Source organism: Myroides odoratimimus, from assembly GCF_030326305.1.
GTDB classification, from domain to species: domain Bacteria; phylum Bacteroidota; class Bacteroidia; order Flavobacteriales; family Flavobacteriaceae; genus Flavobacterium; species Flavobacterium odoratimimum_A.
In genome coordinates, this window is record NZ_JACAKB010000002.1 from 307,972 (window position 1) to 334,160 (window position 26,189).

The 26,189-nt window shown below is 34.7% G+C and carries 26 protein-coding genes; 12 read left to right on the top strand and 14 right to left on the bottom strand.

Annotated features, from left to right (window positions below):
* Positions 1–223 precede the first annotated feature (223 nt).
* The 4 genes from HX049_RS03125 to HX049_RS03140 form a co-directional block, all read right to left on the bottom strand.
* Entirely contained in the window at positions 224–2,209 is a 1,986-nt protein-coding gene (locus HX049_RS03125; RefSeq protein WP_286413981.1) for a protein-disulfide reductase DsbD family protein, read from the bottom strand.
* Positions 2,206–3,525, bottom strand: a complete 1,320-nt coding sequence (gene tilS, locus HX049_RS03130) for a tRNA lysidine(34) synthetase TilS (protein ID WP_286413983.1) — start codon at positions 3,523–3,525, stop codon at positions 2,206–2,208. The genes HX049_RS03125 and tilS overlap by 4 nt, the downstream gene beginning before the upstream one ends.
* Positions 3,526–3,702: 177 nt before the next feature.
* Positions 3,703–4,758 carry an RluA family pseudouridine synthase gene (locus tag HX049_RS03135; RefSeq protein ID WP_286413985.1) on the bottom strand — a complete coding sequence of 352 codons (1,056 nt, stop codon included), beginning with the start codon at positions 4,756–4,758 and terminating at the stop codon, positions 3,703–3,705.
* An 18-nt stretch (positions 4,759–4,776) separates the two neighbouring features.
* Positions 4,777–5,412: a PASTA domain-containing protein gene (locus HX049_RS03140; protein ID WP_286413987.1), complete on the bottom strand. Its 636-nt coding sequence runs from the start codon at positions 5,410–5,412 to the stop codon at positions 4,777–4,779.
* Between the two features lie 124 nt (positions 5,413–5,536).
* On the opposite strand from HX049_RS03140, the gene HX049_RS03145 reads away from it, so the two are divergent.
* Both HX049_RS03145 and coaD read left to right on the top strand, forming a co-directional pair.
* The gene (locus HX049_RS03145) at positions 5,537–6,517 is read left to right on the top strand and encodes a D-alanine--D-alanine ligase (protein WP_286413988.1); all 981 of its coding nucleotides are present in this window, start codon (positions 5,537–5,539) and stop codon (positions 6,515–6,517) included.
* 11 nt (positions 6,518–6,528) lie between these two features.
* A complete protein-coding gene (gene coaD / locus HX049_RS03150; RefSeq protein WP_286413989.1) occupies positions 6,529–6,981 on the top strand; it encodes a pantetheine-phosphate adenylyltransferase in 453 nt (150 codons plus the stop codon).
* A 60-nt stretch (positions 6,982–7,041) separates the two neighbouring features.
* On the opposite strand, the gene HX049_RS03155 is transcribed toward coaD, so the two are convergent.
* The gene (locus HX049_RS03155) at positions 7,042–7,650 is read right to left on the bottom strand and encodes an NUDIX hydrolase (RefSeq protein WP_286413990.1); all 609 of its coding nucleotides are present in this window, start codon (positions 7,648–7,650) and stop codon (positions 7,042–7,044) included.
* A gap of 7 nt (positions 7,651–7,657) precedes the next feature.
* Here HX049_RS03155 and pyrE point away from each other — a divergent pair, with 7 nt between their 5' ends.
* Together pyrE and HX049_RS03165 are read left to right on the top strand one after the other, a co-directional pair.
* Positions 7,658–8,299: an orotate phosphoribosyltransferase gene (pyrE, locus tag HX049_RS03160; protein WP_286413991.1), complete on the top strand. Its 642-nt coding sequence runs from the start codon at positions 7,658–7,660 to the stop codon at positions 8,297–8,299.
* Between the two features lie 23 nt (positions 8,300–8,322).
* A complete protein-coding gene (locus tag HX049_RS03165) occupies positions 8,323–8,715 on the top strand; it encodes an SRPBCC family protein (protein ID WP_286413993.1) in 393 nt (130 codons plus the stop codon).
* Positions 8,716–8,775: 60 nt separating this feature from the next.
* Here HX049_RS03165 and HX049_RS03170 read toward each other — a convergent pair whose 3' ends face one another.
* Complete coding sequence (locus HX049_RS03170) at positions 8,776–9,528, bottom strand: hypothetical protein (RefSeq protein ID WP_286413994.1); 753 nt, start codon at positions 9,526–9,528, stop codon at positions 8,776–8,778.
* A gap of 469 nt (positions 9,529–9,997) precedes the next feature.
* Here HX049_RS03170 and HX049_RS03175 point away from each other — a divergent pair, with 469 nt between their 5' ends.
* Positions 9,998–11,389 (top strand): RtcB family protein, encoded by a 1,392-nt coding sequence (locus HX049_RS03175; RefSeq protein ID WP_286413996.1) that lies wholly within the window; start codon positions 9,998–10,000, stop codon positions 11,387–11,389.
* Between the two features lie 2 nt (positions 11,390–11,391).
* Positions 11,392–12,012, top strand: a complete 621-nt coding sequence (gene prfH, locus HX049_RS03180) for a peptide chain release factor H (protein WP_286414000.1) — start codon at positions 11,392–11,394, stop codon at positions 12,010–12,012.
* Positions 12,013–12,291: 279 nt separating this feature from the next.
* Here prfH and HX049_RS03185 read toward each other — a convergent pair whose 3' ends face one another.
* Positions 12,292–12,567: an ATP-dependent Clp protease adaptor ClpS gene (locus tag HX049_RS03185; RefSeq protein WP_286414002.1), complete on the bottom strand. Its 276-nt coding sequence runs from the start codon at positions 12,565–12,567 to the stop codon at positions 12,292–12,294.
* Between the two features lie 21 nt (positions 12,568–12,588).
* Positions 12,589–13,422: a 50S ribosomal protein L11 methyltransferase gene (gene prmA, locus HX049_RS03190; protein WP_286414003.1), complete on the bottom strand. Its 834-nt coding sequence runs from the start codon at positions 13,420–13,422 to the stop codon at positions 12,589–12,591.
* A 121-nt stretch (positions 13,423–13,543) separates the two neighbouring features.
* Here prmA and HX049_RS03195 point away from each other — a divergent pair, with 121 nt between their 5' ends.
* Positions 13,544–14,779 (top strand): porin, encoded by a 1,236-nt coding sequence (locus tag HX049_RS03195; protein ID WP_286414005.1) that lies wholly within the window; start codon positions 13,544–13,546, stop codon positions 14,777–14,779.
* 150 nt (positions 14,780–14,929) lie between these two features.
* Positions 14,930–15,409: a hypothetical protein gene (locus HX049_RS03200; RefSeq protein ID WP_286414007.1), complete on the top strand. Its 480-nt coding sequence runs from the start codon at positions 14,930–14,932 to the stop codon at positions 15,407–15,409.
* Positions 15,410–15,489: 80 nt separating this feature from the next.
* On the opposite strand, the gene HX049_RS03205 is transcribed toward HX049_RS03200, so the two are convergent.
* From HX049_RS03205 to HX049_RS03230, 6 genes are all read right to left on the bottom strand, one after another.
* Complete coding sequence (locus HX049_RS03205) at positions 15,490–15,726, bottom strand: hypothetical protein (protein WP_006257142.1); 237 nt, start codon at positions 15,724–15,726, stop codon at positions 15,490–15,492.
* A gap of 83 nt (positions 15,727–15,809) precedes the next feature.
* Positions 15,810–16,976 (bottom strand): diaminopimelate decarboxylase, encoded by a 1,167-nt coding sequence (gene lysA / locus HX049_RS03210; protein WP_286414009.1) that lies wholly within the window; start codon positions 16,974–16,976, stop codon positions 15,810–15,812.
* Positions 16,977–16,988: 12 nt separating this feature from the next.
* The gene (locus tag HX049_RS03215) at positions 16,989–18,308 is read right to left on the bottom strand and encodes an aspartate kinase (protein WP_286414010.1); all 1,320 of its coding nucleotides are present in this window, start codon (positions 18,306–18,308) and stop codon (positions 16,989–16,991) included.
* Positions 18,309–18,654: 346 nt separating this feature from the next.
* The gene (locus HX049_RS03220) at positions 18,655–19,323 is read right to left on the bottom strand and encodes a hypothetical protein (RefSeq protein ID WP_286414011.1); all 669 of its coding nucleotides are present in this window, start codon (positions 19,321–19,323) and stop codon (positions 18,655–18,657) included.
* Between the two features lie 133 nt (positions 19,324–19,456).
* Entirely contained in the window at positions 19,457–19,918 is a 462-nt protein-coding gene (locus HX049_RS03225; protein ID WP_286414012.1) for a hypothetical protein, read from the bottom strand.
* 47 nt (positions 19,919–19,965) lie between these two features.
* The gene (locus tag HX049_RS03230) at positions 19,966–20,793 is read right to left on the bottom strand and encodes a siderophore-interacting protein (protein WP_286414013.1); all 828 of its coding nucleotides are present in this window, start codon (positions 20,791–20,793) and stop codon (positions 19,966–19,968) included.
* A gap of 800 nt (positions 20,794–21,593) precedes the next feature.
* Here HX049_RS03230 and udk point away from each other — a divergent pair.
* The 4 genes from udk to scpA are packed head-to-tail and all read left to right on the top strand — an operon-like array spanning position 21,594 to position 26,069.
* Entirely contained in the window at positions 21,594–22,202 is a 609-nt protein-coding gene (gene udk / locus HX049_RS03235; protein WP_006257147.1) for a uridine kinase, read from the top strand.
* Positions 22,203–22,219: 17 nt separating this feature from the next.
* Complete coding sequence (locus HX049_RS03240) at positions 22,220–22,543, top strand: FtsB family cell division protein (RefSeq protein ID WP_286414015.1); 324 nt, start codon at positions 22,220–22,222, stop codon at positions 22,541–22,543.
* Between the two features lie 22 nt (positions 22,544–22,565).
* Positions 22,566–23,936 carry a methylmalonyl-CoA mutase subunit beta gene (locus HX049_RS03245; protein WP_286414017.1) on the top strand — a complete coding sequence of 457 codons (1,371 nt, stop codon included), beginning with the start codon at positions 22,566–22,568 and terminating at the stop codon, positions 23,934–23,936.
* Between the two features lie 3 nt (positions 23,937–23,939).
* The gene (scpA, locus tag HX049_RS03250; protein ID WP_286414019.1) at positions 23,940–26,069 is read left to right on the top strand and encodes a methylmalonyl-CoA mutase; all 2,130 of its coding nucleotides are present in this window, start codon (positions 23,940–23,942) and stop codon (positions 26,067–26,069) included.
* Positions 26,070–26,189: the final 120 nt, after the last annotated feature.

Sequence of the window (26,189 nt, forward strand, 5' to 3'; positions counted from 1 at the left end):
CGCTCTAATTAATCATCTAATATTCTGAAGAATACATCCTCTATTATTGATTAACAAAAGGTACTTAAATTAAATATTGTGTTTTGCTACCCTACTTTAGAAGGTTATCAAATGTATTAACTTTCTTGTTAAAATTAAATCAAAACACCTTTGTTTTTTTATACTACTACCATAAAAAAAGCCACGTGATATCACGTGGCTTATCTTAAAATATAATCGTAAGTTATTTTACTTTATTAATACCGCTTTCTAACCATGCTTTATAGTCTGGTGCATCTGGCATATAACCAACAGCTTCATTTAAGCGATTACCTTCTTTATCTAATACGATATAATAAGGCTGTGCATTCGCTTGGTAATGTTTCATTTGGAAATCACTCCATTTATTACCAATCGTTTTTATTTTCTTACCTGTAGTTTCAGAAATATACTGTTCACTCTCTGGTAATTCTTTCTTATCATCTACATATAATGAAATTAAAACAACTTCATTTTTTAAGATAGATAATACTTCTGCTTCTGACCATACATAGTCTTCCATCTTACGACAGTTTACACATGCAAAACCTGTGAAGTCAAGTAAGACTGGTTTATTTACAGACTTAGCATAAGCCATACCTTTTTCATAATCTGTAAAGGCAATAATATCATGTGCTCCTAGTTTAGCTCCGTCTGGAATAGCAGTAGCTACTCCTCCTCCGTTACCACCTTTTCCTCCTACACCATAAGGACTTTCTGAATATGTCATTGGTGGAGGGAAACCTGAGATAATCTTAAGTGGTGCTCCCCATAGCCCTGGTATCATATAAATCGTAAATACAGATACCAATAAAGCCATAAACAACCTTCCTACTGATATACTATCTGTAGGGCTATCATGAGGTAACCTGATCTTTCCTAATAAATACAACGCCCATGCTCCAAAGATAGCAATCCAGATCGCTAAGAATACTTCTCTCTCTAACCAATGTGCTTGTAACACAAGGTCTGCATTAGATAAGAATTTAAACGCTAAAGCCAACTCTAAGAATCCTAAAGATACTTTCACAGTATTTAACCATCCTCCTGAACGTGGCATAGAGTTTAACCATCCCGGGAACATAGCGAATAACATAAATGGCAATGCTAATGCTAGAGAGAACCCTAACATTCCTACTATAGGTGCTATACCTCCTTTAGATGCTGCTTCTACCAATAGTGTTCCTACGATAGGTCCTGTACATGAGAAAGACACTATAGCCAGAGCTAATGCCATAAATAAGATCCCTACAATACCTCCTCTGTCTGCTTGTGAATCTACTTTATTAGCCCATGAGTTAGGTAGCATAATCTCAAATGCTCCTAAGAATGAAGTAGCGAATATCACTAACAATAAGAAGAAGATAATATTAAAATACACATTCGTAGAAAGTGCGTTTAATGAATCTGCTCCAAATATTGCAGTCACTATCGTTCCTAATACTACATAGATAAGGATGATAGATAATCCATAGATAATTGCATTCTTAATTCCTTTCGCTCTAGTCTTAGACTGTTTAGTAAAGAAACTCACTGTCATCGGAATCATTGGGAATACACATGGTGTTAGTAATGCTGCAAATCCTGATAAGAATGCCAAAAAGAAAATAGTAAACAATCCTTTTTTCTCTTCCTTCGCATTCCCTGTTGTAGCTACTGTTGTATCAGTTGTATCACTGTCTTTTTTAGTATCTACAGCAGTAGTTGCTATGTCCTCAAAGTTCTTTACTTCCTTCGTTTCAAGTGTTTTTAAGTCGTAAACAAATAAATTGCTCTGACTAATACACATTTCATCACATACCTGATAAGCTAATTCTACTTGGATAGTTTCCACAGCAGGATTAGTTATCTTAATGTCTTGAACTAATTTAGCAGAGTCTACGAAGTAGATTTCATCCACACCAAAAACGTCATTAAATGAAGTCTTTGTCTCACTCTCCTTTGCTTTACCTTCTAATGTATAATTACCTTCTTGATTATTATAAATAAACTCTAAAGGCAACGAACCTCCTTCTGGATTATATTGGGAGTATAAATGCCAGTTCTTTTCTATTACAGCATCCCAAGTAATGGTGTATTCTGTATCAGACTTTTTCTCAATTTTAGATTGCCATTTAGCAGGATTAGTAATCTGAGCCTGAATTGATATAAATGACAATAAAAAAAGTAGCAAATAAGCTAATTTTCTCATAGATTAATTTGAATTTTAATAATGTTTGTTGTTGTATCTTTTATCTTAAATCGTTCATCCATTCGACTACCGATAACCCATACAATCTTATTTTCTGAACATAAAAGCCAAGTATTCTCTTTATCAAAAAGACTATACTTCTCATCTTTAAAGAACTTACTCACTTTCTTTGTTCCTTTCATCCCAAATGGGATAAATCTATCTCCACTTCGATATTTACGTATAGTCAATGGAAAAGTCAATAAATCTCCATCTACATAAATGGTCGAAGCATCGCTTGTTAACTGTTTTTCTTCATAAGGTGTTATACTAATCGTTAGTGGTTGGGTTAATGTTTGTTTGTTCTCTAAAAAATATATTTGTTCTTTATTCTCTATTTCTTCTGAAAGAGGTTTTATAATAAACTCTCCTCTATTCTTCAACAGTACATGAGTAGATGAATAAATCATTTTTCCCGATGTTCCATTAATTAAATCTTCAATGTCAGACCAAGCCGTAAATCCTAATGGGGATAACCACTTATACAAATACGCCTTAGGTGAAGAAAGACTTTTTAACTTCTCTAAGTTAATACTTATCTTCTCACCGCCATGTTCGGTAACTACCTGACTGTAATAATATTTACTAGCATCTTCACTCAAATCTACTGTCTGTTGCAAATATTCTATTGTCTGTAAAAAAGACTGACAAAAATATTCATTCGTCTCTTTTAGAAGTGGCAATATATTCCTACGAATTTTATTACGCAAATATTTTGTCTGACTATTTGTTATATCTTCTCTCCAAGTAATATTATTCTCTTCTGCATAATGGGCGATATCCTCTCTAGTAAATGGCAATAATGGTCTTCTGATATAGCCATTTCTAGCAGGTATTCCTAACAATCCTTCTATACCAGTCCCTCTAGATAAATTAATTAAGAACGTCTCCATTGAATCATCTAAATGGTGAGCAGTTAACAGAAAAGTCTTTCTCTGTTGTGCAGCTAGTTCTCTAAACCAATCATAGCGCAATTCTCTAGCTGCAATTTGTATAGACACTTTGTTCTCTATAGCATACTGTTCTGTGTCAAACTCTGCTACAAAAACGGGTATACCTAATCTAGCACCGAACTCTTCTACAAATCTTTGATCTTCATTACTATCCTCTCCCCTTAAATGAAAGTTACAGTGTGCTATAGTGATATCTAATCCTATTTTATGACATAAGTACGCTAAAACAATACTATCTATCCCTCCGCTTACTGCTAATAATAACGGTTCTTCTAATAACTCTTTGAAGTTATTCTCTATATGTAATTTAAACTGATTAAACATCTTCAACTAAAGTCAACAAAGTAACTAAAATAATTTAATTACTTTCCTTCTATTTATGTTTTTTTAACCTAGATTAAAGCTTTTTTCTCCTTTTTTAAATGATTTTTTAGGACAACTTAAAAAAAGCAAATAAAAAAAGCCTCATCATCAGATGAGGCTTTGATATATTAAAACAGACTATAGTCCATCTACTTTATTTCCAAAATTAGAAGCTTGAGCATACGTTCTCCATTTCTCTATACACTCTATCATATCTGTAGGTATCTCAGAGTTAAACCTCATTCTTTCTTTCGTGATAGGATGTGTGAAACCTAAAGTCTTAGCATGTAAAGCCTGTCTAGGCAAAACAGCAAAGCAATTATCTACAAACTGCTTATACTTCGTGAAGGTCGTTCCCTTTAGAATCAAATTACCCCCATAACGCTCATCGTTAAACAGTGTATGACCAATATGTTTCATATGAACACGTATCTGGTGTGTACGACCTGTCTCTAGACGACAAGACACTAAAGTTACATACCCCAAGCGCTCAAGTACTTTATAGTGTGTCACAGCCCATTTACCCATACTTTCATCATCAAAGGCTGCCATCTGCATTCTATCTTTTACATGTCTACCGATATAGCTCTCTATCGTACCTTCATCCTCTTCTACATTTCCCCATACCATAGCGATATACTCTCGCTCAGATGTCTTCTCTGCAAACTGCTTTTGAAGCTCAGTCATTGCCCATTCAGTCTTTGCAACAACTAATAATCCACTAGTATCTTTATCAATACGGTGGACCAACCCTGGTCTTTCACTACTATTTAGAGGTAAATTCTCAAAGTGATAAGCTAAAGCATTTACTAATGTCCCAGTATAGTTACCATGTCCTGGGTGTACTACTAGACCTGCTGGCTTATTCACTACTAATAATGAATCATCCTCATATACTATATCAAGAGGAATATTCTCAGGTATTATAATATTTTCGAATGGTGGTTGTTTCATCAGCACACGCACCACATCATTTGCTTTTACTTTATGATTTGATTTTACAGGTACATCATTTACAAATATGTTCCCATTAGTAGCAGCTTGTTGTATTTTATTACGTGTAGCATTCTCTACTAAGTTCATTAAAAACTTATCCACTCTTAAAGGAGCTTGTCCTTTCCCAGCTTCAAATCTATAATGCTCAAATAACTCACCTTCTAAGTCATCGAACATTTCTACATTATCTTCTTGCATTAATCTTATTTAAATCTTTTAAAAATCAAATTCACTAGAATTACTAGAGTTGCCATTAGCATCTTCAATAGCTGGTGCAACATCCAATTCCTCCTCAGAATAGCCTGCTCTACCATCTCCTAAAACAAAATCAATTCTAGAGTCTTTCGCTATTTTATCACCTTCATTTAAAACCTTTCCTTTTTGGTAAACTTTAAGAACTACATCTTTCCCAATAAAAGTCTGATATGAAATAGTTCCTTCTTTTAAACCTAATGACTTAATAGTCGCTAAGGCCTGACGGTAAGTTAACTCTTCTAGTTTTGGCAATTTTACATTACCATATCCAGATGCATTAATCTTTACATATATCTTTCTATTTGTTTTCACTCCAGTCTTAGGAGCTGGGTCTTGTTCTACAATGCTTAATGGAGGAAAGTCTTTATCATAGTCAAGTGTATCTAACACAACCATGTTCAACTCATTCTTCTGTAACAATTGTAATGCCTGATCAGTATCTAGCTTAATCAAACTTGGCACTTCTATTTTTTCACCGTGATTAGTTGTATGTGCTAACCATCTAAGTGCTAATAATACACCTAGTATAACGATTACGACAGCACTCGCTAAGGAAATAAAAAAGGCTCTACTTTTTAGAAAATCCATTAATTTCATATCTACTTATTTTGAGCAAAGATATAAAATCGAAAACATTTTTTGTTTCTATGTTTTATTATAAATTTGTTTTGAACAAATACAAAGTAGTAATTTATACTAATGTATTAAAATTTAGCTCTATATGAAGCACGTAGCAGTAATTATGGGGGGATATTCTAGCGAATACAAAATCTCATTGACTAGTGGTAAAGTGGTATGCGAAACACTAGACCGCTCTAAATATATTCCTTACCCAATACATATCTTTGAAAACAAATGGGTGTATGTAGATGATAACAATGATGAATTCCCTATTGATAAAAATGACTTTTCGGTAAACTACAAAGGCAACAAAATAACCTTTGACGTTGTATTTAACGCTATACATGGTACTCCTGGAGAAGATGGACTAATGCAAGCTTATTTTTCTCTAATCGGAATGCCTCATACTTCTTGTGACTACTACCAAGCTGCTTTAACAATGAATAAAAGAGACATGCTTTCTGTCTTAAAACCGTTTGGTATTAAAACTGCAATATCTTATTACTTAAATGAAGGGGATGTAATCAATACTGAAGAAATTATTCAACGTGTTGGGTTACCTTGTTTTGTAAAACCAAATAGATCTGGTTCTAGCTTTGGTATCTCTAAAGCAAAAACTACAGAAGAATTAATTACTGCCATAGAAGTAGCTTATAAAGAAGATAACGAGATTATAATCGAAAGCTTCTTAAATGGTACTGAAGTATCCGTAGGCGTTATTGACTATCAAGGAGAAATTAAAGTATTACCTATGACAGAGATAGTTTCTGAAAATGACTTCTTTGATTATGAAGCTAAATACTTAGGTAAGTCTCAAGAGATAACTCCTGCTAGAATAGATGACAAAACTAGAGATAGAGTTGCAGATATAGCAAGTAGAGTATATAAAATATTAAATATGCAAGGCTTCTCTCGCAGCGAATTTATCATTGTAGACGGTGTACCTTTCTTATTAGAAATGAATACTGTTCCAGGATTAACGAAAGAAAGTATTTTACCACAACAAGCAAAAGCGGCTAATATTGCCTTAGCTGATTTGTTTGACAACGCAATTGTTTTAGCTTTGCAAAAAGCAAATTAATTTTAGATACTATGAGAAGAGCAGTCTTGCCAGGTTCTTTTGATCCTATTACCAATGGCCATTATGATATTATCAAAAGAGCATTACCTCTATTTGATGAGATTATTGTTGCTATAGGAGTAAACTCAGATAAAAAATATATGTTTTCACTAGAAGACAGAAAGCGGTTTATTGAAGAAACATTTAGAAATGAACCTAAAATTAAAGTTGCTACTTATGAAGGCTTAACTACAGATTTTTGCTTTAAAGTAGATGCACAGTTCATCCTAAGAGGGCTAAGAAATCCAGCTGACTTTGAGTTTGAAAAAGCAATTGCACATACTAATCGCTTCTTAACAAAGATAGAAACTGTCTTCTTACTAACAGCAGCTAGTACATCATTTATTAGCTCTAGTATAGTAAGAGATGTTATTCGCAATAAAGGAGACTATTCTAAACTAGTCCCTCCTACAGTAAAATTCTAATCTAGTATAGAATCAAAAAAAAAACCTATCTAAATAATTTTAGATAGGTTTTTTTTTGATTTACTTATCTTTCAATATTCCTAGCTCATCTATAAGCAACTTAATATTCTCATACGAGTTATTCATTGCTTCTCTAATCTGTTCTTTATTTAACCAAGCTACTTGTTCTATATCTTCTTCTATCTGCCCTACTAATGGTCCATCAAAAGAAGAAGTCATTTCATACCACGTAGTAATTTTTAATCTATACTTACCATTTCGCTTAAAGATATGATATGTCTTAGGCAACTTACGCACTATCTTTAGATTAGATACACCTGTTTCTTCTTCTACTTCACGTATAGCCGTTTCCTCCATTTCTTCTCCTTTCTCTATTCCTCCTTTAGGTAAATCCCACTTGCCTCCTCTAAGAATAAACAGTACTTCTCCTTTAGGATTAAAGACCACTCCACCACCTGCTTTTTGCACAGGAATTTTCTCTTTTATCTTCTTTAAGATCTCTTTTTCATCAGGATGATATAAAAAAGCCTTATCAATTTTATTTTGAAAATATTTAATGATAATTTTGTCAATATCGACACTATCTAATAAGAACAGTTGAAAATCGGTTTCTTTCTCGATTTTATCTGTTAAGAACAATGGTTTGTCGTTTACAAAAACTTTATACATTTGTATTATGATTTTTAATAAAGAAACAGCACACAAAACTGCCGAGTCACTTCTGCAAATTAACGCAATTAAATTAAATCCTAAAAATCCTTTTACGTGGGCTTCAGGATGGAAATCTCCAATCTACTGTGATAACCGTATTACATTGTCTTATCCAGAGATACGTAAATTCTTACAAAAAGAGTTTGCTGAGAATATCGTAGCTAAATATGGCAAACCAGATGTTATAGCTGGTGTCGCAACTGGAGCTATAGGTATTGGTCTTTTAGTAGCTGAAGCATTAGAATTGCCTTTTGTATATGTTCGTCCTGAGCCTAAAAAACACGGAAGACAAAATCAAATCGAAGGACAATTAGAAGCAGGTAAGTCTGTTGTGGTAATCGAAGACCTAATCAGCACTGGTAAAAGTAGTCTACAAGCTGTAGAAGCACTAAAAGAAAACGGAGCTAATATCTTAGGGATGGCTGCTATCTTTACATATGAATTCCAAGTAGCTGAAGATAACTTTAAAAGCGCTGGTATCGAACTTACAACACTAAGTAACTACACTTCTTTATTAGAAAATGCTGTAAATCAAAAATACATTTCTGACAGTGATCTAGAAACACTACAAGAGTGGAGAAAGAATCCTTCAGAGTGGAATCAATAATAATATCCTAAATACTAGAATATATGAACTTAGAAAGTCCAAAAGTAACCGTTGCTAAATCAGCTGAATATATCTTCAACGCTTTGACAGACGTTAAAAACTTCGAAAAGTTAATGCCTGAATCAATTGCTAAGTTTGAAGTTACAGGAGATGATTCTTTTATATTTGCACTTAAAGGAATGCCTGAAATCAAATTAAAACAGAAAGATCAAACTCCTAATTCTAAAGTTATTCTAGGGGCTGCTAGTGATAAACTTCCTTTTACATTAACTGGAAATATTACTGAGATAGATGCTAATAACTCTGAGATACAACTTCAATTCGAAGGTAGCTTTAACCCAATGATGGCGATGATGGTAAAAGGTCCTATCGGTAAATTCATTGAAGCTTTAGCTGGAAATATGAATAAATTATAAATAAGAAAAGAGCTGTTTGATGAAACAGCTCTTTTTTTTATTGTACTAAGTTTAAAAAATTTACTTAAACTCCACTTTATACTCTAATACTTTAGGATTAGCTATAATATCAGACATAGAGAATTTCTTTTCAAAAGATTTACCATCTTTACTGATTACAGCATCCTCATAAGATACAGACTTAATCTTCTTGTCAAAACTTGTTTTTAGAACATAAGTAAACATCGCTTCCATTCCTCCCATCTCATTAGCTTTCTTAGCTTCTTCAGTATCTTTTACACTAACCTTTCTTTCGAATTGTTTGCTGTCTAGGCTATACTGACTTTCTACTAATAAAGGTGGCTGTTTTTTCCCATTTTGCTTCTTATCTAATTCACTTGTTTTATCTGTTATTTTATTGATATTTATAAGTGATTGATTTAAATCTGCTACATCCTTTGCTATCACTTTTAAATTAAAATCAGCCAAAGAGTCTTTCATATTAATCATAAAGCGCACATTCTTAGTATTATCAAACAACTCTTTATTCGCTTTAATGATACTATCTTTCTTCTGTTCTCCGTTCTTTTCTTTTAACATCGCAAAGTCAAGTATCTGATCTATACTTAGCTCTTGTCCACTAATTAATTCTAACTTCTCGGCATCTCCTTTAAAAATAGCATTCTTATCAGGCACATTTTGCAATAACTCTTTAAAGTCCATTTTAAAGGTGTAATCTACAGCCCCACTATCCTTCACATACAGTTCTTCCTTCGTCACACATGACTGAAGTGATAAGCTCAATCCTAAAAGGAATAAATAAATCTTTTTCATTTGTTTTATTTTTTTTGATACACAAAGGTAAGAGATAGTTACCTTTAAAATCAACTTTATCATCTATTTACTTTTAAAATTTCTTTTCATTCAATATCAATACATCTAAAAATACTTTTTTAAATATTACATATATCCTTGCACAATTCAAATATTTTACTGAATCTTTGCAACGAAATAAAGTTTAACTATTAAAAACGAAGAACAATGTTTGTACTAAATTATACTTCTACATCATTCGCATCAGCAGGGATTGCTGGGGTGTGTCTTCGTGCTACTTTTATCTAAAATATCTAAATTTTACATATAATAGAAAAGCCCGAAGATTGATTCGGGCTTTTTTTTGTTTATTCCGGACCCTTAACGAGATTAACCCCGAATTGACTGATAGATGCTAAAGATCTTCAGTAAAAATCAAATCAGTCCTATTTATAAGGATTGAGCATTTAGTCAATTTAAATTTTACATCATGGGAAGGAAACTTTCTGGGAAAGACTTTATTAAAATAGGCTTTCCTCAAAATAATACCATAAACATCGCCTTAGGGCAAGTAAATAGATATAAGAAAAAAGAGAATAAAAACAGCATACTTGAAGAAGCTAAACTTGTACTACAGAATCCTGAATCTTTTATGGGAGATGGTATCTGGGGAAAAGTAGCAGAGAGTATGATCAAACAAGTAGAAGTCAAAAAACATCAACTCAATACCAATAGAGTTCCGTTCTCTATTTATGGAGAAGATGCTATTGACGAACAGACGAAGTATCAACTGTTCACTGCTTTAAAACTACCTGTAGCAGTACAGGGGGCACTAATGCCTGACGCACACTATGGATATGGTTTACCTATAGGCGGGGTATTAGCTACTGATAACGCAGTTATCCCTTATGGAGTTGGAGTAGATATAGGCTGTCGCATGAGTATGTCAGTCTTTAATTTACCTGCTAATTTCCTAAAAGGTAAAGACCATCAGTTACTAAACATTTTGTCAGAACACACTAAATTCGGTATGTATGACACACATAAAGTAAAAGCTGATCACGAGGTATTCAGTAGAGATGAATTTAAGAATATCCCCTTTGTCAAAGGTTTATTAGACAAAGCCTATAAACAATTGGGAACATCAGGTCGTGGTAATCACTTTGTAGAGTTTGGCATCGTCAGATTGACAGAGACTAAACCTGAGTGGAAACTTGAGCCTGGAGAATATATTGCAGTTCTTTCACATAGCGGATCAAGAGGATTAGGGGCAAACATCGCTAAACATTATACATACTTAGCGACTAAACAATGTCCCCTACCAAGCAATGCTCAGCATTTAGCTTGGTTAGACCTCAACACACATGATGGACAAGAGTATTGGTTAGCCATGAATCTTGCAGGAGATTACGCAAAAGCTTGCCACGATGATATACACCGTCGCATTGCTAAAGCATTAGGTAAGCAGATAGCTTTCACCATAGAAAACCATCATAACTTCGCTTGGAAAGAAGTGATTAACAACAAAGAGTTAATTGTTCACCGCAAAGGGGCTACTCCTGCTGCAGAAGGACAATTGGGAATAATACCTGGATCTATGACTACTAATGGCTATATAGTCGAAGGTCTGGGAAATGCAGAGAGCCTAAATTCTGCCTCTCATGGAGCAGGACGCCTACACTCACGCGCGGCATGTAAACAGAAGTTTACCAAGAGTGAGATTAAAAAAGAACTTAGTTCTACTGGCGTACAGCTTATAGGAGGTAGTGTAGATGAAGCCCCAATGGCTTATAAAGACATCAACGCAGTAATGCAGGCTCAAAGCGAATTAGTAAAAGTATTGGGAAGCTTTACCCCAAAATTTGTAAGAATGGATACGTAATTATGGCAAAAGTTATTCAGATTACATCAGGTAGAGGTCCTCAAGAGTGTGATTTTGCCGTTAAGAAAATCGCACAACTTTTTATAGACGACGCAGTCAAATCCAATATTAAAGTTGATCCAATACAGGATAATACCGACGCACATGGCGCGTCGGTCTTTATCCAAATCGTCGAAGCGTCTAAAGAAGTTGATACTTTTTTGAGAACTTGGTTGGGTACTGTACAGTGGATTTGTGAAAGTCCATTTAGACCTAAACACAAAAGAAAGAATTGGTACATTGGTATATTTGAAAGTACTAAATCAAGTAATAACATAATTCTTGACACTGATATTCAATACCAAGCCGTACGCAGTTCAGGAGCTGGCGGACAGAATGTCAATAAAGTTAGCTCCGCTGTCAGAGCTACTCATACCCCTACAGGTATTACTGTACTGGCTATGGATAGTAGATCACAGCACCAAAATAAAAAATTGGCTACAGAAAGACTTTTTGAGAAATTTCAAAAAATGGCATTAAATGAAATCAAACTAGAAGAAAAGAGTACGTGGCTAAACCAAACGAAAATAGAGAGAGGTAACCCTACTCGAACTTTCATTGGCATAAAATTTAGAGAAAAATAAATACTAAAAGGGCTATTCTAAACAGATAGCCCTTTTTTTGTTAATCTATATCCCTATGATAGCATGTCGGTGGAATAATGAAGGGATAATGGTCGCATTAAAATAGCCTAAAACTATGCGACCACTATGCGATCACTATGCGACCGTTATGTGACCACTCCAAAAAAAGCTCAATAATGAGCATAAAAAAACAGATTACCCCTTATTGTGATAATCTGTTCTTACTTTCTTTACGATCTTTTAGATACTATACCTCATTGCTTAGATAGCAAAGACAATCTACACTATTTCTGCACTTAATCCGGCATCTAATAACTGTAAACACTGAGATTTAAGTTTCTTAAACTCTCCTGTCTTCACTGTGCATTTTCCTGTATAATGTACTAACATAGCACATTGCTCTGCTTGCTCAGATGTATGATCACATACACGAATAAGAGTGTCAATTACATGGTCAAATGTATTAACATCATCATTGTATAGAACGATTTCACTATTTCCATTCAACAACTCTTCTACATTGACTTTTTCTTGAATCTGTTCCTGTGTACTCATAATATATTATAATAACGTTTTTTATGCTTTAATGAACTTCAAAGATACCCAATTATTTCTTTCAAAATTACTTTCAAAAACCAAACCAATTTTTTCTGCACAATTTTTTATTGCTGTAATATCTTCTGTATAAAAACCACTAAAGTAAATTTCACCTCCTTTTTGTAAACTAGCTACATACTTATCCATATCATTCAATAAGATATTTCTATTGATATTAGCTAAGATAACATCATATTTTGGCTCCTTACTAATGATAGAAGCATCTCCTTCGAACACCTCTACATTAGTACACTTATTTCTCTCTGCATTCTCTATAGAGTTAAGGTAACACCAGTTATCGATATCGATAGCATCTACGTGTTTAGCTCCGCGCATAGCAGCTAGTATCGCTAAGATAGCAGTACCACACCCCATATCTAACACTACCTTATCCTGCATATCATTATTTAATATCTGACGAATCATCATAAAAGTTGTTTCATGATGTCCTGTACCGAAACTCATCTTTGGTTCTATAACGATATCATACTGAGCACTTGTCTTCTCGTGAAATGGTGCTCTTACATAACATATTCCATCTACATCGATTGGATCAAAGTTCTTTTCCCACTCCTCATTCCAGTTTACCTGAGCTATCTCCTCTTTTCTATAAGTAATAGTAAACTGTTCTGACTGTAAAATAAAAACATCTTCTAGAATATCCTCTGTCCACAAATCTTTTTGAACGTAAGCACTAACACCTGTTGCTGTCTCTTCAAAACTCTCAAATGCCTTCTCTCCTAACTCAGCAATTAGTATTTCTGTACCAAGTTCTCTTGGTTCTACATTAAAATGATAACCTATATATACCATAATTTTTAATTAAATCCGTTTCCTTAACCTTTTGGTAACATTAATTTTACATTGAACTAACAACATAAGTATTTCAATTGCAAAACTAATGTTATTTTTGCACAAATAAATACAACACACTATGAAAAAGCTTTTACAATGTCTTTTTTTGCTTTGTCCAATGCTGATAATGGCACAGGACATTAAGCATGAAACCACTAGTAATGAATTAAAATTAGAACAACTACCATACTATAGTTATGGTAAAGGATTAGGGATGACTTCCGCAGATAGTATATTTCAGTTGAATATACGATTCAGAATGCAGAACAGATTAACCTTCAATGAGAACGATGGAGAGAAAAACACCTATGAAGGAGAAATCAGAAGATTACGTCTAAGATTTGATGGTTTCGTAGGTAGCCCTAAGTTCTTATATGTAATTCAGCTTTCATTCGCTCCTAAAGATTTAGGTACAACCAAAGAAAATGAACCTATCAATATTATCCGTGATGCTGCCTTAACTTATCGTCCTAATGAAAACTGGAACTTTATCTTCGGACAGACTAAATTACCAGGTAACAGACAGCGTATTAACTCATCAGGAGCTCTTCAGTTAACAGACCGTTCTATTAATAACGCTAAATTTAATATCGACCGTGACTTCGGTATCCAAGCTTATTATCTACACGAAAAGAAGAATGAGTTCGGATATAACATTAAGACTGCAGTATCAACAGGTAGAGGTCGTAACTTCTCAGGTAGCGAAAGCGATAGTTATGCATTGACAGGTAGAGTAGAGTTATTCCCTTTAGGTAGCTTTTCTAAAAACGGAGCATTCTTTGAAGGTGATTTAGCCAGAGAAGCAACTCCTAAACTAATGTTGTCAGGTACCTTCCATCGCAATAATAATGCAATGAAATCACAAGGTCAAACAGGAAATAAGTTAGGAGAAGCTAAATCATTCAACTCATTAATGCTAGACGGTATCGTGAAGTATAATGGGTGGGCTGGTATGGTATCGTATATGAACAGAACCTTAGATGACGCCTTATCACTAAACAATCTTGAAGACCCTACAGCTGGATATAACTACATCTTCGCTGGTCAAGGGATGGACTACCAGCTGAGTTATATATTCCCTAGCAATTATGAAATCATAGGACGAGTATCTACTCAAACAATGAAAGATCAACTACACAAAAACACAGACTTTAATTTGCCGAATACAACTCAGTTCTCATTAGGAGCGAACAAATACCTTTGGGAGCACACTTTTAAATTACAAGCTGAGTTAACGTATGATAAACAGAAGTTCTATCAAGGCCCTACAAAGAACAATTGGTATTTTAGACTACAGTTCGAAATAGGAATATAATAAAAAAAATGTCAATAATTTATTATTATCAAAAATACACCCCCTAAATAATTAACTATTATTTAGTATTTTATCAAACCTACTATAACCAAACTTTAAGTTCTTATTGTTTACTTTTGAAACATAATTCAAAGCTAAAATTAAATAAGTATGAAAAAGATTATCGTTGTAGTAGGTTTTATTTTTGCTTTCATTTCTATGGGTTGTGGGAATAATAGTGCTACTGCAGGCAATGCTCCTGTAGATCAACCGAATTTATTGACTTCAATTACAGCAGAAGATAGAGAGTTTAGAATAATCGAACAGAGTGAAATCAACACGCTGAACAAGACTATTATAGAACAAGAGCTAAACTCTATCGAGAAGATTATGCAAGAATATGCCCCTGAAGATATGGAGGCTGAAGGAAACTATACCTATATCATCACAAAGGCAACTACAACAGATCCTAATAAATTCACTCTTTCTTTATTAGAAGATGGTATAAATGATGATTCGTTAAAAGCACTGAAAGTAATCATGACTGTAGAAAAAAAGAAAGACACTTTTAGAGTACTAGGTATTAAAGAAAGTTACCAGTGCTGGAAAGACAGAGGTCACCAAGACTGGGGAGCCGATTACTGCTTATAACATAAAGAGATACATTACCTCAATTAACTATAATAAAAAAGTCATACTAATAAGTATGACTTTTTTTTGTATTATTTAGCTTATTCAGCTTGCTCTGCTTGAGGCTCATCTTCTTTTCTTCCAATATTCATATTTGGGAATTTTTGTTGAATAGATTTCAAAGCGAACTCATTGATTTCATTCATTGCTTCTGGTGAAGGCAATTTCATTGTTTCTGCATTGTGCTTTAAAACTTCTTCTAATAAAATCTGTGTTCTTAATAATTGAAAATTTAAATCAATTATTTCTCCTGCTACATCAATGTCTCCTAATGTCATTATTACTCTTTTTTAAATTTATAACTTTCTATTGTTCGAACTCAAATTTAACAAACTATTCTTAATATGAAACTATTTTAATGTTATTCTTTGAAAAAATATTCTAACTCTTGTCTCAAGTTATAACGCGATGACATCACCTCTCCGTAAGCTCCTGCAGAACGTATAGCGATTAGATCTCCTCTTTTTAATTTTGGAAGTAAAACATCTTTGCCAAAACAGTCACTACTCTCACAGATCGGCCCTACTACATCATATTTCACTTCTGTTTCGTTAGTCACCTCATCTGTATATTTATCAGATAGCAATTCTACCTTGTGATATGCTTGGTATAAGGCTGGTCTTAATAGCTCTGTCATACCTGCATCTAGAATAGCAAAGTTCTTCTTCAGTCCTTCTTTTATATATAGCACTCTACTAATCAGAGTTCCACTATTAGCAATGATAGAACGCCCTAGTTCAAAGTGAATTTGTTGGTGTGGTCTCACGTCTAAAAACTCGTGGAACAAATAGAAGAAATTAGAGAAGTTAACAATAGCTTCTTCATCAGGTTCACTGTAATTAATTCCTAATCCTCCTCCTAAGTTTAACACAGGTACATCATGTCCTCTCTCATAGAACCAAGTATTCCACTCATTTACTTTTAGACATAGACGTTTAAACACATTTAGGTCTGTGATCTGTGATCCCACGTGAAAGTGCAATCCTATTAATTCTAAATATTCATTCTTATTGATGATCTCGATACAGTTCGTTAACTCGTGCATCATGATCCCAAACTTATTCTCATCTAATCCCGTAGTGATATAGTGATGCGTCTTTGCATCGACATTAGGGTTTATACGCAAGGCTATACGCCCTTTTAGCTGATGCTTAGTAGCCAAATCACCTATCACTTGTAGCTCTTGTACAGACTCTACATTAAACGACATAATCTGATTCTCTAACCCTATCAGTATCTCTCTATCGGTCTTCCCTACTCCTGCGAATACGATATCTGAAGGAGCAAAGCCTTCTGCTATAGAGCGCTCTATCTCTAGTCCACTCACACAGTCCGCCCCAAAACCATGAGCACTAATCTCTCTTAAGATACGAGGATTATTATTAGCCTTTATAGCATAGTGAATATGATAACCAAAACGATCTGCTGCACTCTTCGCAACAGATAGTGTTTCTCTTAAAAGTGGTAAATCGTAGTAATATAAAGGAGTCTCTACTCCTTCTAATTCTTGTATTATCTCTCTTGTCATCCTATTCCTTGTTTAAAATAATCTACTGTGTAATGATCTCAATGCTTCTAACTTCTGGCTAGCTGGAACTAAAATAGAAATATTATGCTCACTTCCTCCATACGATATCATACGGATAGGCAAGTGCTTCACTGCTTCAGAGACGATAGTAGCATGTCCTAATTTATTATTTCTAAAATCTCCTACGATACAGATGATAGCCTGATCTGTATCTACTTCTACATGACCGAAGAAGTTTAGCTCTTCTATGATCTCTTTTAGATACTGCGTATTATCTATAGTTAATGATACAGCTACCTCAGACGTAGTGATCATATCTATCGGTGTTTTATACCTTTCGAATACTTCGAATACTCGTCTTAAAAACCCGTATGCTAATAACATACGTGAAGAATGAATACGTATAGCTGTAATACCATCCTTAGCTGCTATTGCTACAATCTGATCATCGTTCTGACAGTTATCTGAGATTAAAGTACCTGGCGCACTTAACTCCATCGTATCTAATAATCGTACAGGTACATTAAATCTCTTCGCAGGGAATACACTCTGTGGGTGTAAAATCTTTGCTCCAAAATAAGCCAACTCTGCCGCCTCATCAAAGCTCAGATTAGCAATAGGCTTTGTATTCGGCACATAACGAGGATCATTGTTATGGAATCCATCTATATCTGTCCAGATCTGTATCTCTTCTGCCTGTAATACTGCTCCTATTAGAGAAGCGGTATAGTCAGACCCTCCTCTTCTAAGGTTGTCGATCTCTCCAAAAGCATTTCTACAGATATACCCTTGAGTAATAAATAAAGTCTCCTCAGGATATTGTGCTAATAGAGTACTTGCTTGAGTGCGGATATAGTCAAGATTAGGTTCTTGTTCTTCATCGATACGCATAAAATCAAGTGCAGGAAGTAACACAGAGCTTACCCCAATCTCTTTTAAGTAAAAGTGAAATAGCGTAGTAGATAGTAACTCTCCTTGTGCTAATGCTATTCTTTCTTCTATCGCAGTAAATAGATCATTGCTAAAAGACTCTAACAAATTAAAGTGGTGATCTATCACTTCTGTTGCCATCCGCAGACCCTCCTCTGTTTTAAATAATTGCTTTATGAAAGTTTTATAAGTAGCATATAGGTTATCGATTTGTTTCTTTGCATCCTCCTTTTTACCATTAGTATACGCTTCTGCTATTCCTACTAAGGCATTAGTAGTACCTGACACAGCAGATAAGACTACTAAATGGCGATCGCTTTGCTGCGAGTGAATAATCGGCAACAGCTGTTGCATCCTTTCTGGGCTTCCTACTGAAGTACCTCCAAATTTTAAAACTTTCATATAAAATTAATTTGTTATTAAATGTATTCTCTTTACTCAGATCAAAAACTATACTATTCTGTAATACCCTCTGACCATAAACCAAAAAAAGGGGCTTGTCGTGATGACAAGCCCCTTTAGTATATCTTTAGTTCATATCCATAGGAAAGCTGCTCACGACGTCGGACGTAAGTACTGTTTCTTTCCCTTCTTTATAATTGATATAAACATTTTCTTCATTGATTTGGGACAAATATAAACACTTTATTTAATAACCAATACTTTAAAACAACTTTTTTAAATAAACTGTAAAGCTTAATCACCTCTATTTTAAAAGTATTCATAATTACAACTCTAATTCTATTGCTTATTCCCAAAAATGTAAATCGTCAAAATCTTTTATTTCAGATAATCGAAGAAGCTTAGGAAAGTCAATAGATGACCACTTACTCACAAACTTCACTTCTAATTCATCACCTTTGTCAGCATTCATATTCTCTCGATCTAATCTTTTTTTCGTAGAAAAATTAATACTGGTATCATATAATACTATTGGCCCTCTATGAGAGCTACTATCATATCCTATTAATTCCATATCTCCATTCTGATACCTCAATGTATACTTCCAGTATCCATATCGCCCATGAGAATAGTGTATATATAGCTTGCTGTTATTTATTGTAAAATACAAATCAGGTGGCATATATACTCCGCCATCTTCATTCTCTGATGAAAAACATGAATAATTTTTTGAAACTACTTTATACTGTCCTGCTACATTAAACAGAATAATTATTCCTCTTCTATTCTTATCTACTATCTCATTTCCCCATTGATCAGGTAGTTGCATTTCCTCATCTGTCCCTTTTATCAGCAAGACGATATCCTCTACTCCATCTTTGTTCAAGTCCCCCTTTATTACTTCCTGTAGTGAATACTCCATAGGAACATACTTTTTAAAGGCGTTACTCTCCTTAGTCTGTGCTGACACTATCATTGTGAACAACATCACTAATAAGGTTAATGTTTTTTTCATATATACTTTATTATAATGCTAATTTACGTCTAATTAAATTCTTAATACCTGTATTATAACACCTCATCAAAAAAAAAGAGACAATACAATAATATCGTATCATCTCTTCTTGTTCAATTTATGGAAAACTATTTTATTTCTTCACTAATATATAATCTCCAGACTCATGCTCATTCACCACATCTCCTTCACTATCTAGAAAATATAATTTGCCCTCTTTTACTAAGAAAGCATGTGCAGCACTATATTCATCTTCTCTCAGATATATCCTATCTCCTTCTAGCTCCCACTCTCCTTCTTCATGATGTGTACCTGTGGAGCTAATGACTCTATACACATACTTATTATCTTCTTTGATCTGAGCAGATACTTGGAGTACCTCCATATCTTCTCCTTCTTCTGTCCAAGGATACTTTCCGTCATAAGTACCATATATGACCTCCTCCTTTACTACATCTTCAGCAGGGAGTATAACACCTTGTTCTGATGGAGTAGACACTTCTATAGTCTGCTTTACTTCTTTACTCTCCTTACACTGTGAGAAAAACACACCTAATAAGGAGAACAACATTACCGCAACACTTCTTTTCATCATTCTATTTTTTAAGACAACAAAGATGAAGCATTTCTATCAAAAATTGATTATTCTAGGCTCGCTTTTTCAGCTCTACGGTCAGCTTCAGAAGCAGACTCTGCTTTACCGAACTTCCAGTAAGAATAAGCGTACAACTCATCCTTAGTCCAGTTTAATTCTTTTCGAAGATAGTTTCTCAATTCTTTTACTGTATCAAACTCAGCTGCTACATATCCAAACTTAGATATCTCATCACTGTGCTCTGCTATGATTTCTTTTGCTCTCTTCGCTAGTTCAGAGTTTTGCCCAGAAGTAGGATTGATCAGCCATTCTATTTTAGACTCTGCATGAGTAGGTAATTCCTGTATATCCTCTACACTTTCTACCTCTATCACAGCATTCACTCTAGCATCTACAGGTAGAGACTCTAATATAGCTCCTAGTACTGGTATAGCTGTACCATCTCCTACTAGGATATACCATGCAGCCTCAGGATATAGCTCACTAGGATCACATCCCATAGCTACACCTAGCGGATCACCGATCTCAGCATTAATAGCCCAGTTAGAAGCTGGCCCTTCATCACCATGTGCTACGAAATCTATGTATAACTCATTCTTCTCTAGATCTATTCCTCTATGTGTATAAGTACGTACATAAGGCTTAATCGCCTCGTCTTGAGGTTTCCATGCCCCTTTCTCGTAGTCAAACTCTGGTAGGTGTACCTCAGCACATCCTTCTGGAGCGATAAATATTTTATTATTTACTCCTATCGTTGTATCCTTAAAATCAGCCACATCATTCCCGCTTAATGTAATACGTATATAATGTGGCGTGATATACTCTCTATTCTTTAATGTAAATACTTTGCGCTGTATGTTACCTTTCTTTGCCATATTGTTGTTTTATTCTTTGGTTCTATTTCTATAAATCACACAAATATAACTTTTTTATTTAGATTCAATATAAACAGCTGATTAAATCAGTATTTTATCCAATACGCCCCTCTTATTGTCCAATTAATTCTCATACCTAAGTACAGCTAGTATTATCATACTATTGCAGACGTCAGTATATAGGCTGATTCTGGTTATAATCTATTCTTCCTTTTAGCTATCATTACACTCTACAGCATGGCTATACTACCTTATAATTAGTATTATTTCCTATATACTAGCTCATATGTTGTACTTAAAGGAGAATACATGGATAATAAAAGATGTATCCTTCGACAAACAATACCTCAACTCCACTAAACTCGACTTACTCTCCATGTATTGTCGAACAACTTAAACACCATTCTATATTTTACAGGGGTTGAGCAACATACTTTCAATACACTAACAAAACACAAAATCAAAACAAACCATTATAGTTCAATACATTAACAAATAATCTGTTTAAAAAAAGTATATCATTTATTTTGAAAAACGACCATATTGACCGCTAAAAACTACTTTTTAGAAAAAAAAGAGGATATACATTCTATAAAAGGAAGATTTGAAAACTAAAAAAAGGACGTGAAAACAAAAAAACAACAGTCCTTTTTTAAAATACAACTCCAAATAAGAAGTCTGAATCAGCATATAGAAGCTTATTAAACTTTTGATAATAAAAGCCAAAAAACAGTGAATCGATAAAAAATGTTTCTATGCAAGATTATTAATTTATACTTTTGCTAAAAATATATTATAACATGCTTATTATAGGAATTGCAGGAGGTACTGGAAGTGGTAAAACTACAGTAGTTCAACAAATTATAAATGAACTACCCGAAACTGAAGTAGGAGTTATATCACAGGATTCATACTACAAGGCGACTGATAATCTTTCGTTAGAAGAAAGAACGTTAATTAACTTTGACCACCCTCGTTCAATTGACTTTGAATTATTGGTAAAACACCTAAAAGAATTAAAAGAAGGAAACAGTATTAACCAACCTGTGTATTCATTCGTAAAACACAATCGTACTGATGACTATATCTTAACTCACCCTCGTAAAGTAATGATCGTAGAAGGTATTCTTATTCTATGTCATCCAGAGCTACGCGATATGTGTGACATTAAGATATTCGTTCACGCAGATTCTGATGAGCGTCTGATTAGAAGATTAAAGAGAGATATAGCGGACAGAGGTAGAGATATGATGGAAGTAGTAAATAGATATCAGACAACTTTAAAGCCGATGCACGACCAGTTTATCGAGCCTTCTAAGGCATTCGCAGACATCATTATCCCTAATGACACCTATAATACTGTTGCTATCGATATTGTTCGTACAGTTATTAATGAAAAAATCGGTTAATTTACTATCTTTAGGCTATGAAAATAGTTGATACCTTAAAAAATTATAAATATGTAAGCCTACTAAAAAATCCTTTTTTTTTAGTAGGTCTTTTATTTGTAATTTGGATAATATTTTTTGACAGTTCTTCTTTATTAGAACAGCGGGTTATAGATCAAGAGATTAACAAGCTGGAGGACAATAAGAAGTACTTCGAAAACGAAATAGCAAAAGATAGACAGGCTATCAAAGGTCTAAAAAGTGGAGACGCTACAGAAAAATATGCTCGTGAAAATTATTATATGAAGCGGGAGAATGAAGATGTCTTTATTATAGAGTTTGACACACTGTCTGCACAATAAGTTTCACTACCAACCAAAAATTATGACTAACCAATTATTCGAAGAATTTGAAAAAGTTTCTTCTAAAGCGTGGAAAAACCAAATACAGTTTGAGTTAAAAGGCGCTGACTACAATGAAACACTTGTTTGGGAAAGTTTAGAGGGAATTAAGGTAAAGCCATTCTATCACAATGATGCTGATCACCGTCCGATTCCTGTACAGACTCGTACCTCTCATTTTAACATTGTACAGAGGGTATACGTTTTTGATATTGAGAGATCGATAGCAAAGACGCTTGATACACTTAATAGAGGAGCTGAAGTGATTTACTTCACGATAGACAATCCTTCTATAGATGCTACAGAATTATTAACTGCACTACCAAAAACGCACCAATACTTCTTCGTATTTAACTTCCTAGATACTGCATATACTAGAAAGTTATCTACGTATGCTACTAGCAATGGATATAAAATAACTATCTTATTAGACCCTATACACCAACTAACAACTGATGGTAACTGGTACACTAACCTGAACAGCGACCTAAGTAATCTAAATGAATGTGTAGGTATAGCTAATAATGTAGCTATACATGTGGATGCTACTGTGTACCAAAATGCTGGTGCTAATATGACACAGCAGTTAGCATACGCAATAGCACATCTAAATGAATACCTCAACAGAGTAGAACTAAAGAATACTCCTATTTATATAGAAACGGCTGTAGGAACTAACTATTTCTTCGAAATAGCAAAACTACGTGCACTTCGCTTACTAGCAGAACTAGTAACTAAAGAGTACAATATAGATACGAAGATACACATCATCGCTATCCCTACTAAACGAAACAAAACATTATATGACTATAATGTGAATATGCTACGTACTACTACGGAGAGTATGAGTGCTGTATTAGGAGGTGCCGACTTGGTTAGTAATTTAGCTTATGATGCTATCTATCACAAAGAGAATGAATTCGGTGATCGTATATCTCGTAACCAACTCCTAATCTTAAAACAAGAAAGTTATTTCGATGCAGTGGACAATCCTGCTGAAGGGGCATACTATATCGAATCACTTACTGCTCAACTAGCTGATAAAGCATTAGAGCTGTTTAAATCAATAGAAAAAGCTGATGGATTAATCACTTCCTTAATAGAAGGAACAATCCAGAAAAAAATTAATGAAAGTGCTCAGAAAGAACAAGAGCTTTTCAACAATGGTAAAGAAGTCCTATTAGGTACTAATAAGTATCCTAATCCTCAAGATGTGATGAGTCACGAACTTGAGTTATTCCCTTTTGTTAAACAGAATCCTCGTAAGACGCTTATCGTTCCGATTATAGAGAAACGACTGGCAGAAAGCTATGAACAAAATAGATTAGAGGAAGAAAAATCAACTAAACAATAAGGCATGAAAAGAAAGGACTTACAACATTTGACTATAAATACCTCAACAGTGAGAACTCAGTCAGAAGCATCTGACTTCACTACTGCTGAAGGTATCGATATAAATAAAGTCTACAGTGAAGCTGACTTAGATAAAGTAGAGCACATTGGCTTCGGAGCAGGGTTTGCGCCTAACTTACGTGGGCCTTATGCTACCATGTACGTACGCCGTCCATGGACTATACGTCAGTATGCGGGATTCTCTACTGCAGAAGAGAGTAATGCTTTCTACAGACGTAACTTGGCTGCTGGACAAAAAGGACTATCTGTAGCCTTCGACTTAGCTACACACCGTGGATATGACTCGGATCACGAGCGCGTAGTAGGTGATGTAGGTAAAGCTGGTGTAGCGATAGATAGCGTAGAGGATATGAAGATCTTATTCGATCAGATACCACTAGGCGAAATGTCTGTATCTATGACGATGAATGGAGCTGTGCTTCCTGTTCTGGCTTTCTATATCGTAGCTGCTATGGAACAAGGAGTAGATAAAAAACTGTTATCTGGTACGATACAGAATGATATTCTAAAAGAATTTATGGTGCGTAATACGTATATCTACCCACCTACTCCTTCTATGAAGATCATCGCTGATATCTTTGAATACACAAGTAATCATATGCCGAAGTTTAACTCTATCTCTATCTCTGGATATCACATGCAAGAGGCAGGTGCTACAGCAGATATTGAGTTAGCTTATACCTTGGCAGATGGACTAGAATATATCCGTACTGGACTTAATGCTGGTATGAAGATAGATGACTTCGCACCTCGACTGTCATTCTTCTGGGCGATAGGAATGAACCACTTCATGGAAATCGCTAAGATGCGTGCAGGTCGTATGTTATGGGCAAAGTTATTAAAACAGTTTGAACCTAAATCTGATAAATCATTAGCTCTGCGTACACACTGTCAGACATCAGGATGGAGTCTTACAGAGCAAGACCCGTTTAACAACGTGGCTCGTACTGCTGTAGAAGCGGCTGCGGCTGCATTTGGAGGGACACAGTCTCTACATACGAATGCTCTAGATGAGGCTATCGCCTTACCGACTGACTTCTCTGCGCGTATTGCTCGTAATACACAGATATTCTTACAAGAAGAGACTAAAATATGTAAAACAGTAGATCCTTGGGCAGGTAGCTACTATGTAGAGAGTCTTACACAAGAGATCGCTGAGAAAGCGTGGGCGCTGATAGAAGAAGTGGAAGAATTAGGTGGGATGACTAAAGCTATCGAAGCAGGTATTCCTAAACTGCGTATAGAAGAAGCAGCTGCTCGTAAACAGGCTCGTATTGACAGTGGACAAGATGTTATCGTAGGAGTAAATAAGTATCGTCTTGAAAAAGAAGATCCATTACATATCTTAGAGGTAGATAATCAGACTGTGCGCAAAGCTCAGATAGATCGTCTAAACCATATTAAAGCTACTCGTGATAATGCTAAGGTAGCTGAAGCACTAGCTGCATTAACACAATCAGCTAAGACTGGAGAAGGTAACCTACTAGCTCTAGCAGTAGAAGCTGCTACACATAGAGCTACACTAGGAGAGATAAGTGACGCGTTAGAAAGCGTATTCGGAAGATTTAAAGCACAAATCCAATCTGTAAGTGGTGTGTATAGCAAAGAGATAAAAGATGATAAGAGCTTCAAGAAAGCTCGTGAACTAGCTGATAAATTCGCTGAAGTAGAAGGTCGTCGTCCTCGTATTATGATTGCGAAGATGGGACAGGATGGTCATGATCGTGGCGCAAAAGTAGTGGCTACGGGTTATGCTGATGTAGGATTTGATGTGGATATAGGTCCATTGTTCCAAACACCTGCAGAAGCTGCTAAACAAGCTGTAGAAAATGATGTACACGCATTAGGAGTTTCTTCTCTAGCGGCAGGTCATAAAACATTAGTTCCTCAAGTAATAGAGGAGTTAAAGAAATACGGTAGAGATGATATTATGGTTATCGTAGGTGGAGTTATTCCAGCTCAAGATTACCAATTCTTATTCGATGCTGGTGCAGTAGCTGTATTTGGTCCTGGTACTAAAATCAGTGATGCTGCAATAACAATGTTAGAAATATTATTAGGTGACGAAGCTTAATCGTCACAAGATTATAAAAACAAAAGCTCTTCAGTCATTCTGAAGAGCTTTTATCTTTTTAATATGCATCTCTATAATATTTAATAATAAATACGATATTAAAGATGAACATAGGGCATA

Bases quoted from the DNA above. Each gene is read 5' to 3' on its own strand.
- HX049_RS03185 (WP_286414002.1), bottom strand. From the start codon at position 12,567: ATGAGTACACAGGAACAGATTCAAGAAAAAGTCAATGTAGAAGAGTTG.
- HX049_RS03225 (WP_286414012.1), bottom strand. From the start codon at position 19,918: ATGATGAAAAGAAGTGTTGCGGTAATGTTGTTCTCCTTATTAGGTGTG.
- HX049_RS03170 (WP_286413994.1), bottom strand. From the start codon at position 9,528: ATGAAAAAGATTTATTTATTCCTTTTAGGATTGAGCTTATCACTTCAG.
- HX049_RS03220 (WP_286414011.1), bottom strand. From the start codon at position 19,323: ATGAAAAAAACATTAACCTTATTAGTGATGTTGTTCACAATGATAGTG.
- coaD (WP_286413989.1), top strand. From the start codon at position 6,529: ATGAGAAGAGCAGTCTTGCCAGGTTCTTTTGATCCTATTACCAATGGC.
- HX049_RS03215 (WP_286414010.1), bottom strand. From the start codon at position 18,308: ATGAAAGTTTTAAAATTTGGAGGTACTTCAGTAGGAAGCCCAGAAAGG.
- prmA (WP_286414003.1), bottom strand. From the start codon at position 13,422: ATGGTATATATAGGTTATCATTTTAATGTAGAACCAAGAGAACTTGGT.
- pyrE (WP_286413991.1), top strand. From the start codon at position 7,658: ATGATTTTTAATAAAGAAACAGCACACAAAACTGCCGAGTCACTTCTG.
- HX049_RS03200 (WP_286414007.1), top strand. From the start codon at position 14,930: ATGAAAAAGATTATCGTTGTAGTAGGTTTTATTTTTGCTTTCATTTCT.
- HX049_RS03140 (WP_286413987.1), bottom strand. From the start codon at position 5,412: ATGAAATTAATGGATTTTCTAAAAAGTAGAGCCTTTTTTATTTCCTTA.
- prfH (WP_286414000.1), top strand. From the start codon at position 11,392: ATGGCAAAAGTTATTCAGATTACATCAGGTAGAGGTCCTCAAGAGTGT.
- HX049_RS03155 (WP_286413990.1), bottom strand. From the start codon at position 7,650: ATGTATAAAGTTTTTGTAAACGACAAACCATTGTTCTTAACAGATAAA.
- HX049_RS03165 (WP_286413993.1), top strand. From the start codon at position 8,323: ATGAACTTAGAAAGTCCAAAAGTAACCGTTGCTAAATCAGCTGAATAT.
- HX049_RS03230 (WP_286414013.1), bottom strand. From the start codon at position 20,793: ATGGCAAAGAAAGGTAACATACAGCGCAAAGTATTTACATTAAAGAAT.
- HX049_RS03145 (WP_286413988.1), top strand. From the start codon at position 5,537: ATGAAGCACGTAGCAGTAATTATGGGGGGATATTCTAGCGAATACAAA.
- HX049_RS03135 (WP_286413985.1), bottom strand. From the start codon at position 4,758: ATGCAAGAAGATAATGTAGAAATGTTCGATGACTTAGAAGGTGAGTTA.
- HX049_RS03240 (WP_286414015.1), top strand. From the start codon at position 22,220: ATGAAAATAGTTGATACCTTAAAAAATTATAAATATGTAAGCCTACTA.
- HX049_RS03125 (WP_286413981.1), bottom strand. From the start codon at position 2,209: ATGAGAAAATTAGCTTATTTGCTACTTTTTTTATTGTCATTTATATCA.
- lysA (WP_286414009.1), bottom strand. From the start codon at position 16,976: ATGACAAGAGAGATAATACAAGAATTAGAAGGAGTAGAGACTCCTTTA.
- HX049_RS03175 (WP_286413996.1), top strand. From the start codon at position 9,998: ATGGGAAGGAAACTTTCTGGGAAAGACTTTATTAAAATAGGCTTTCCT.
- HX049_RS03195 (WP_286414005.1), top strand. From the start codon at position 13,544: ATGAAAAAGCTTTTACAATGTCTTTTTTTGCTTTGTCCAATGCTGATA.
- tilS (WP_286413983.1), bottom strand. From the start codon at position 3,525: ATGTTTAATCAGTTTAAATTACATATAGAGAATAACTTCAAAGAGTTA.
- udk (WP_006257147.1), top strand. From the start codon at position 21,594: ATGCTTATTATAGGAATTGCAGGAGGTACTGGAAGTGGTAAAACTACA.
- HX049_RS03245 (WP_286414017.1), top strand. From the start codon at position 22,566: ATGACTAACCAATTATTCGAAGAATTTGAAAAAGTTTCTTCTAAAGCG.
- scpA (WP_286414019.1), top strand. From the start codon at position 23,940: ATGAAAAGAAAGGACTTACAACATTTGACTATAAATACCTCAACAGTG.
- HX049_RS03205 (WP_006257142.1), bottom strand. From the start codon at position 15,726: ATGACATTAGGAGACATTGATGTAGCAGGAGAAATAATTGATTTAAAT.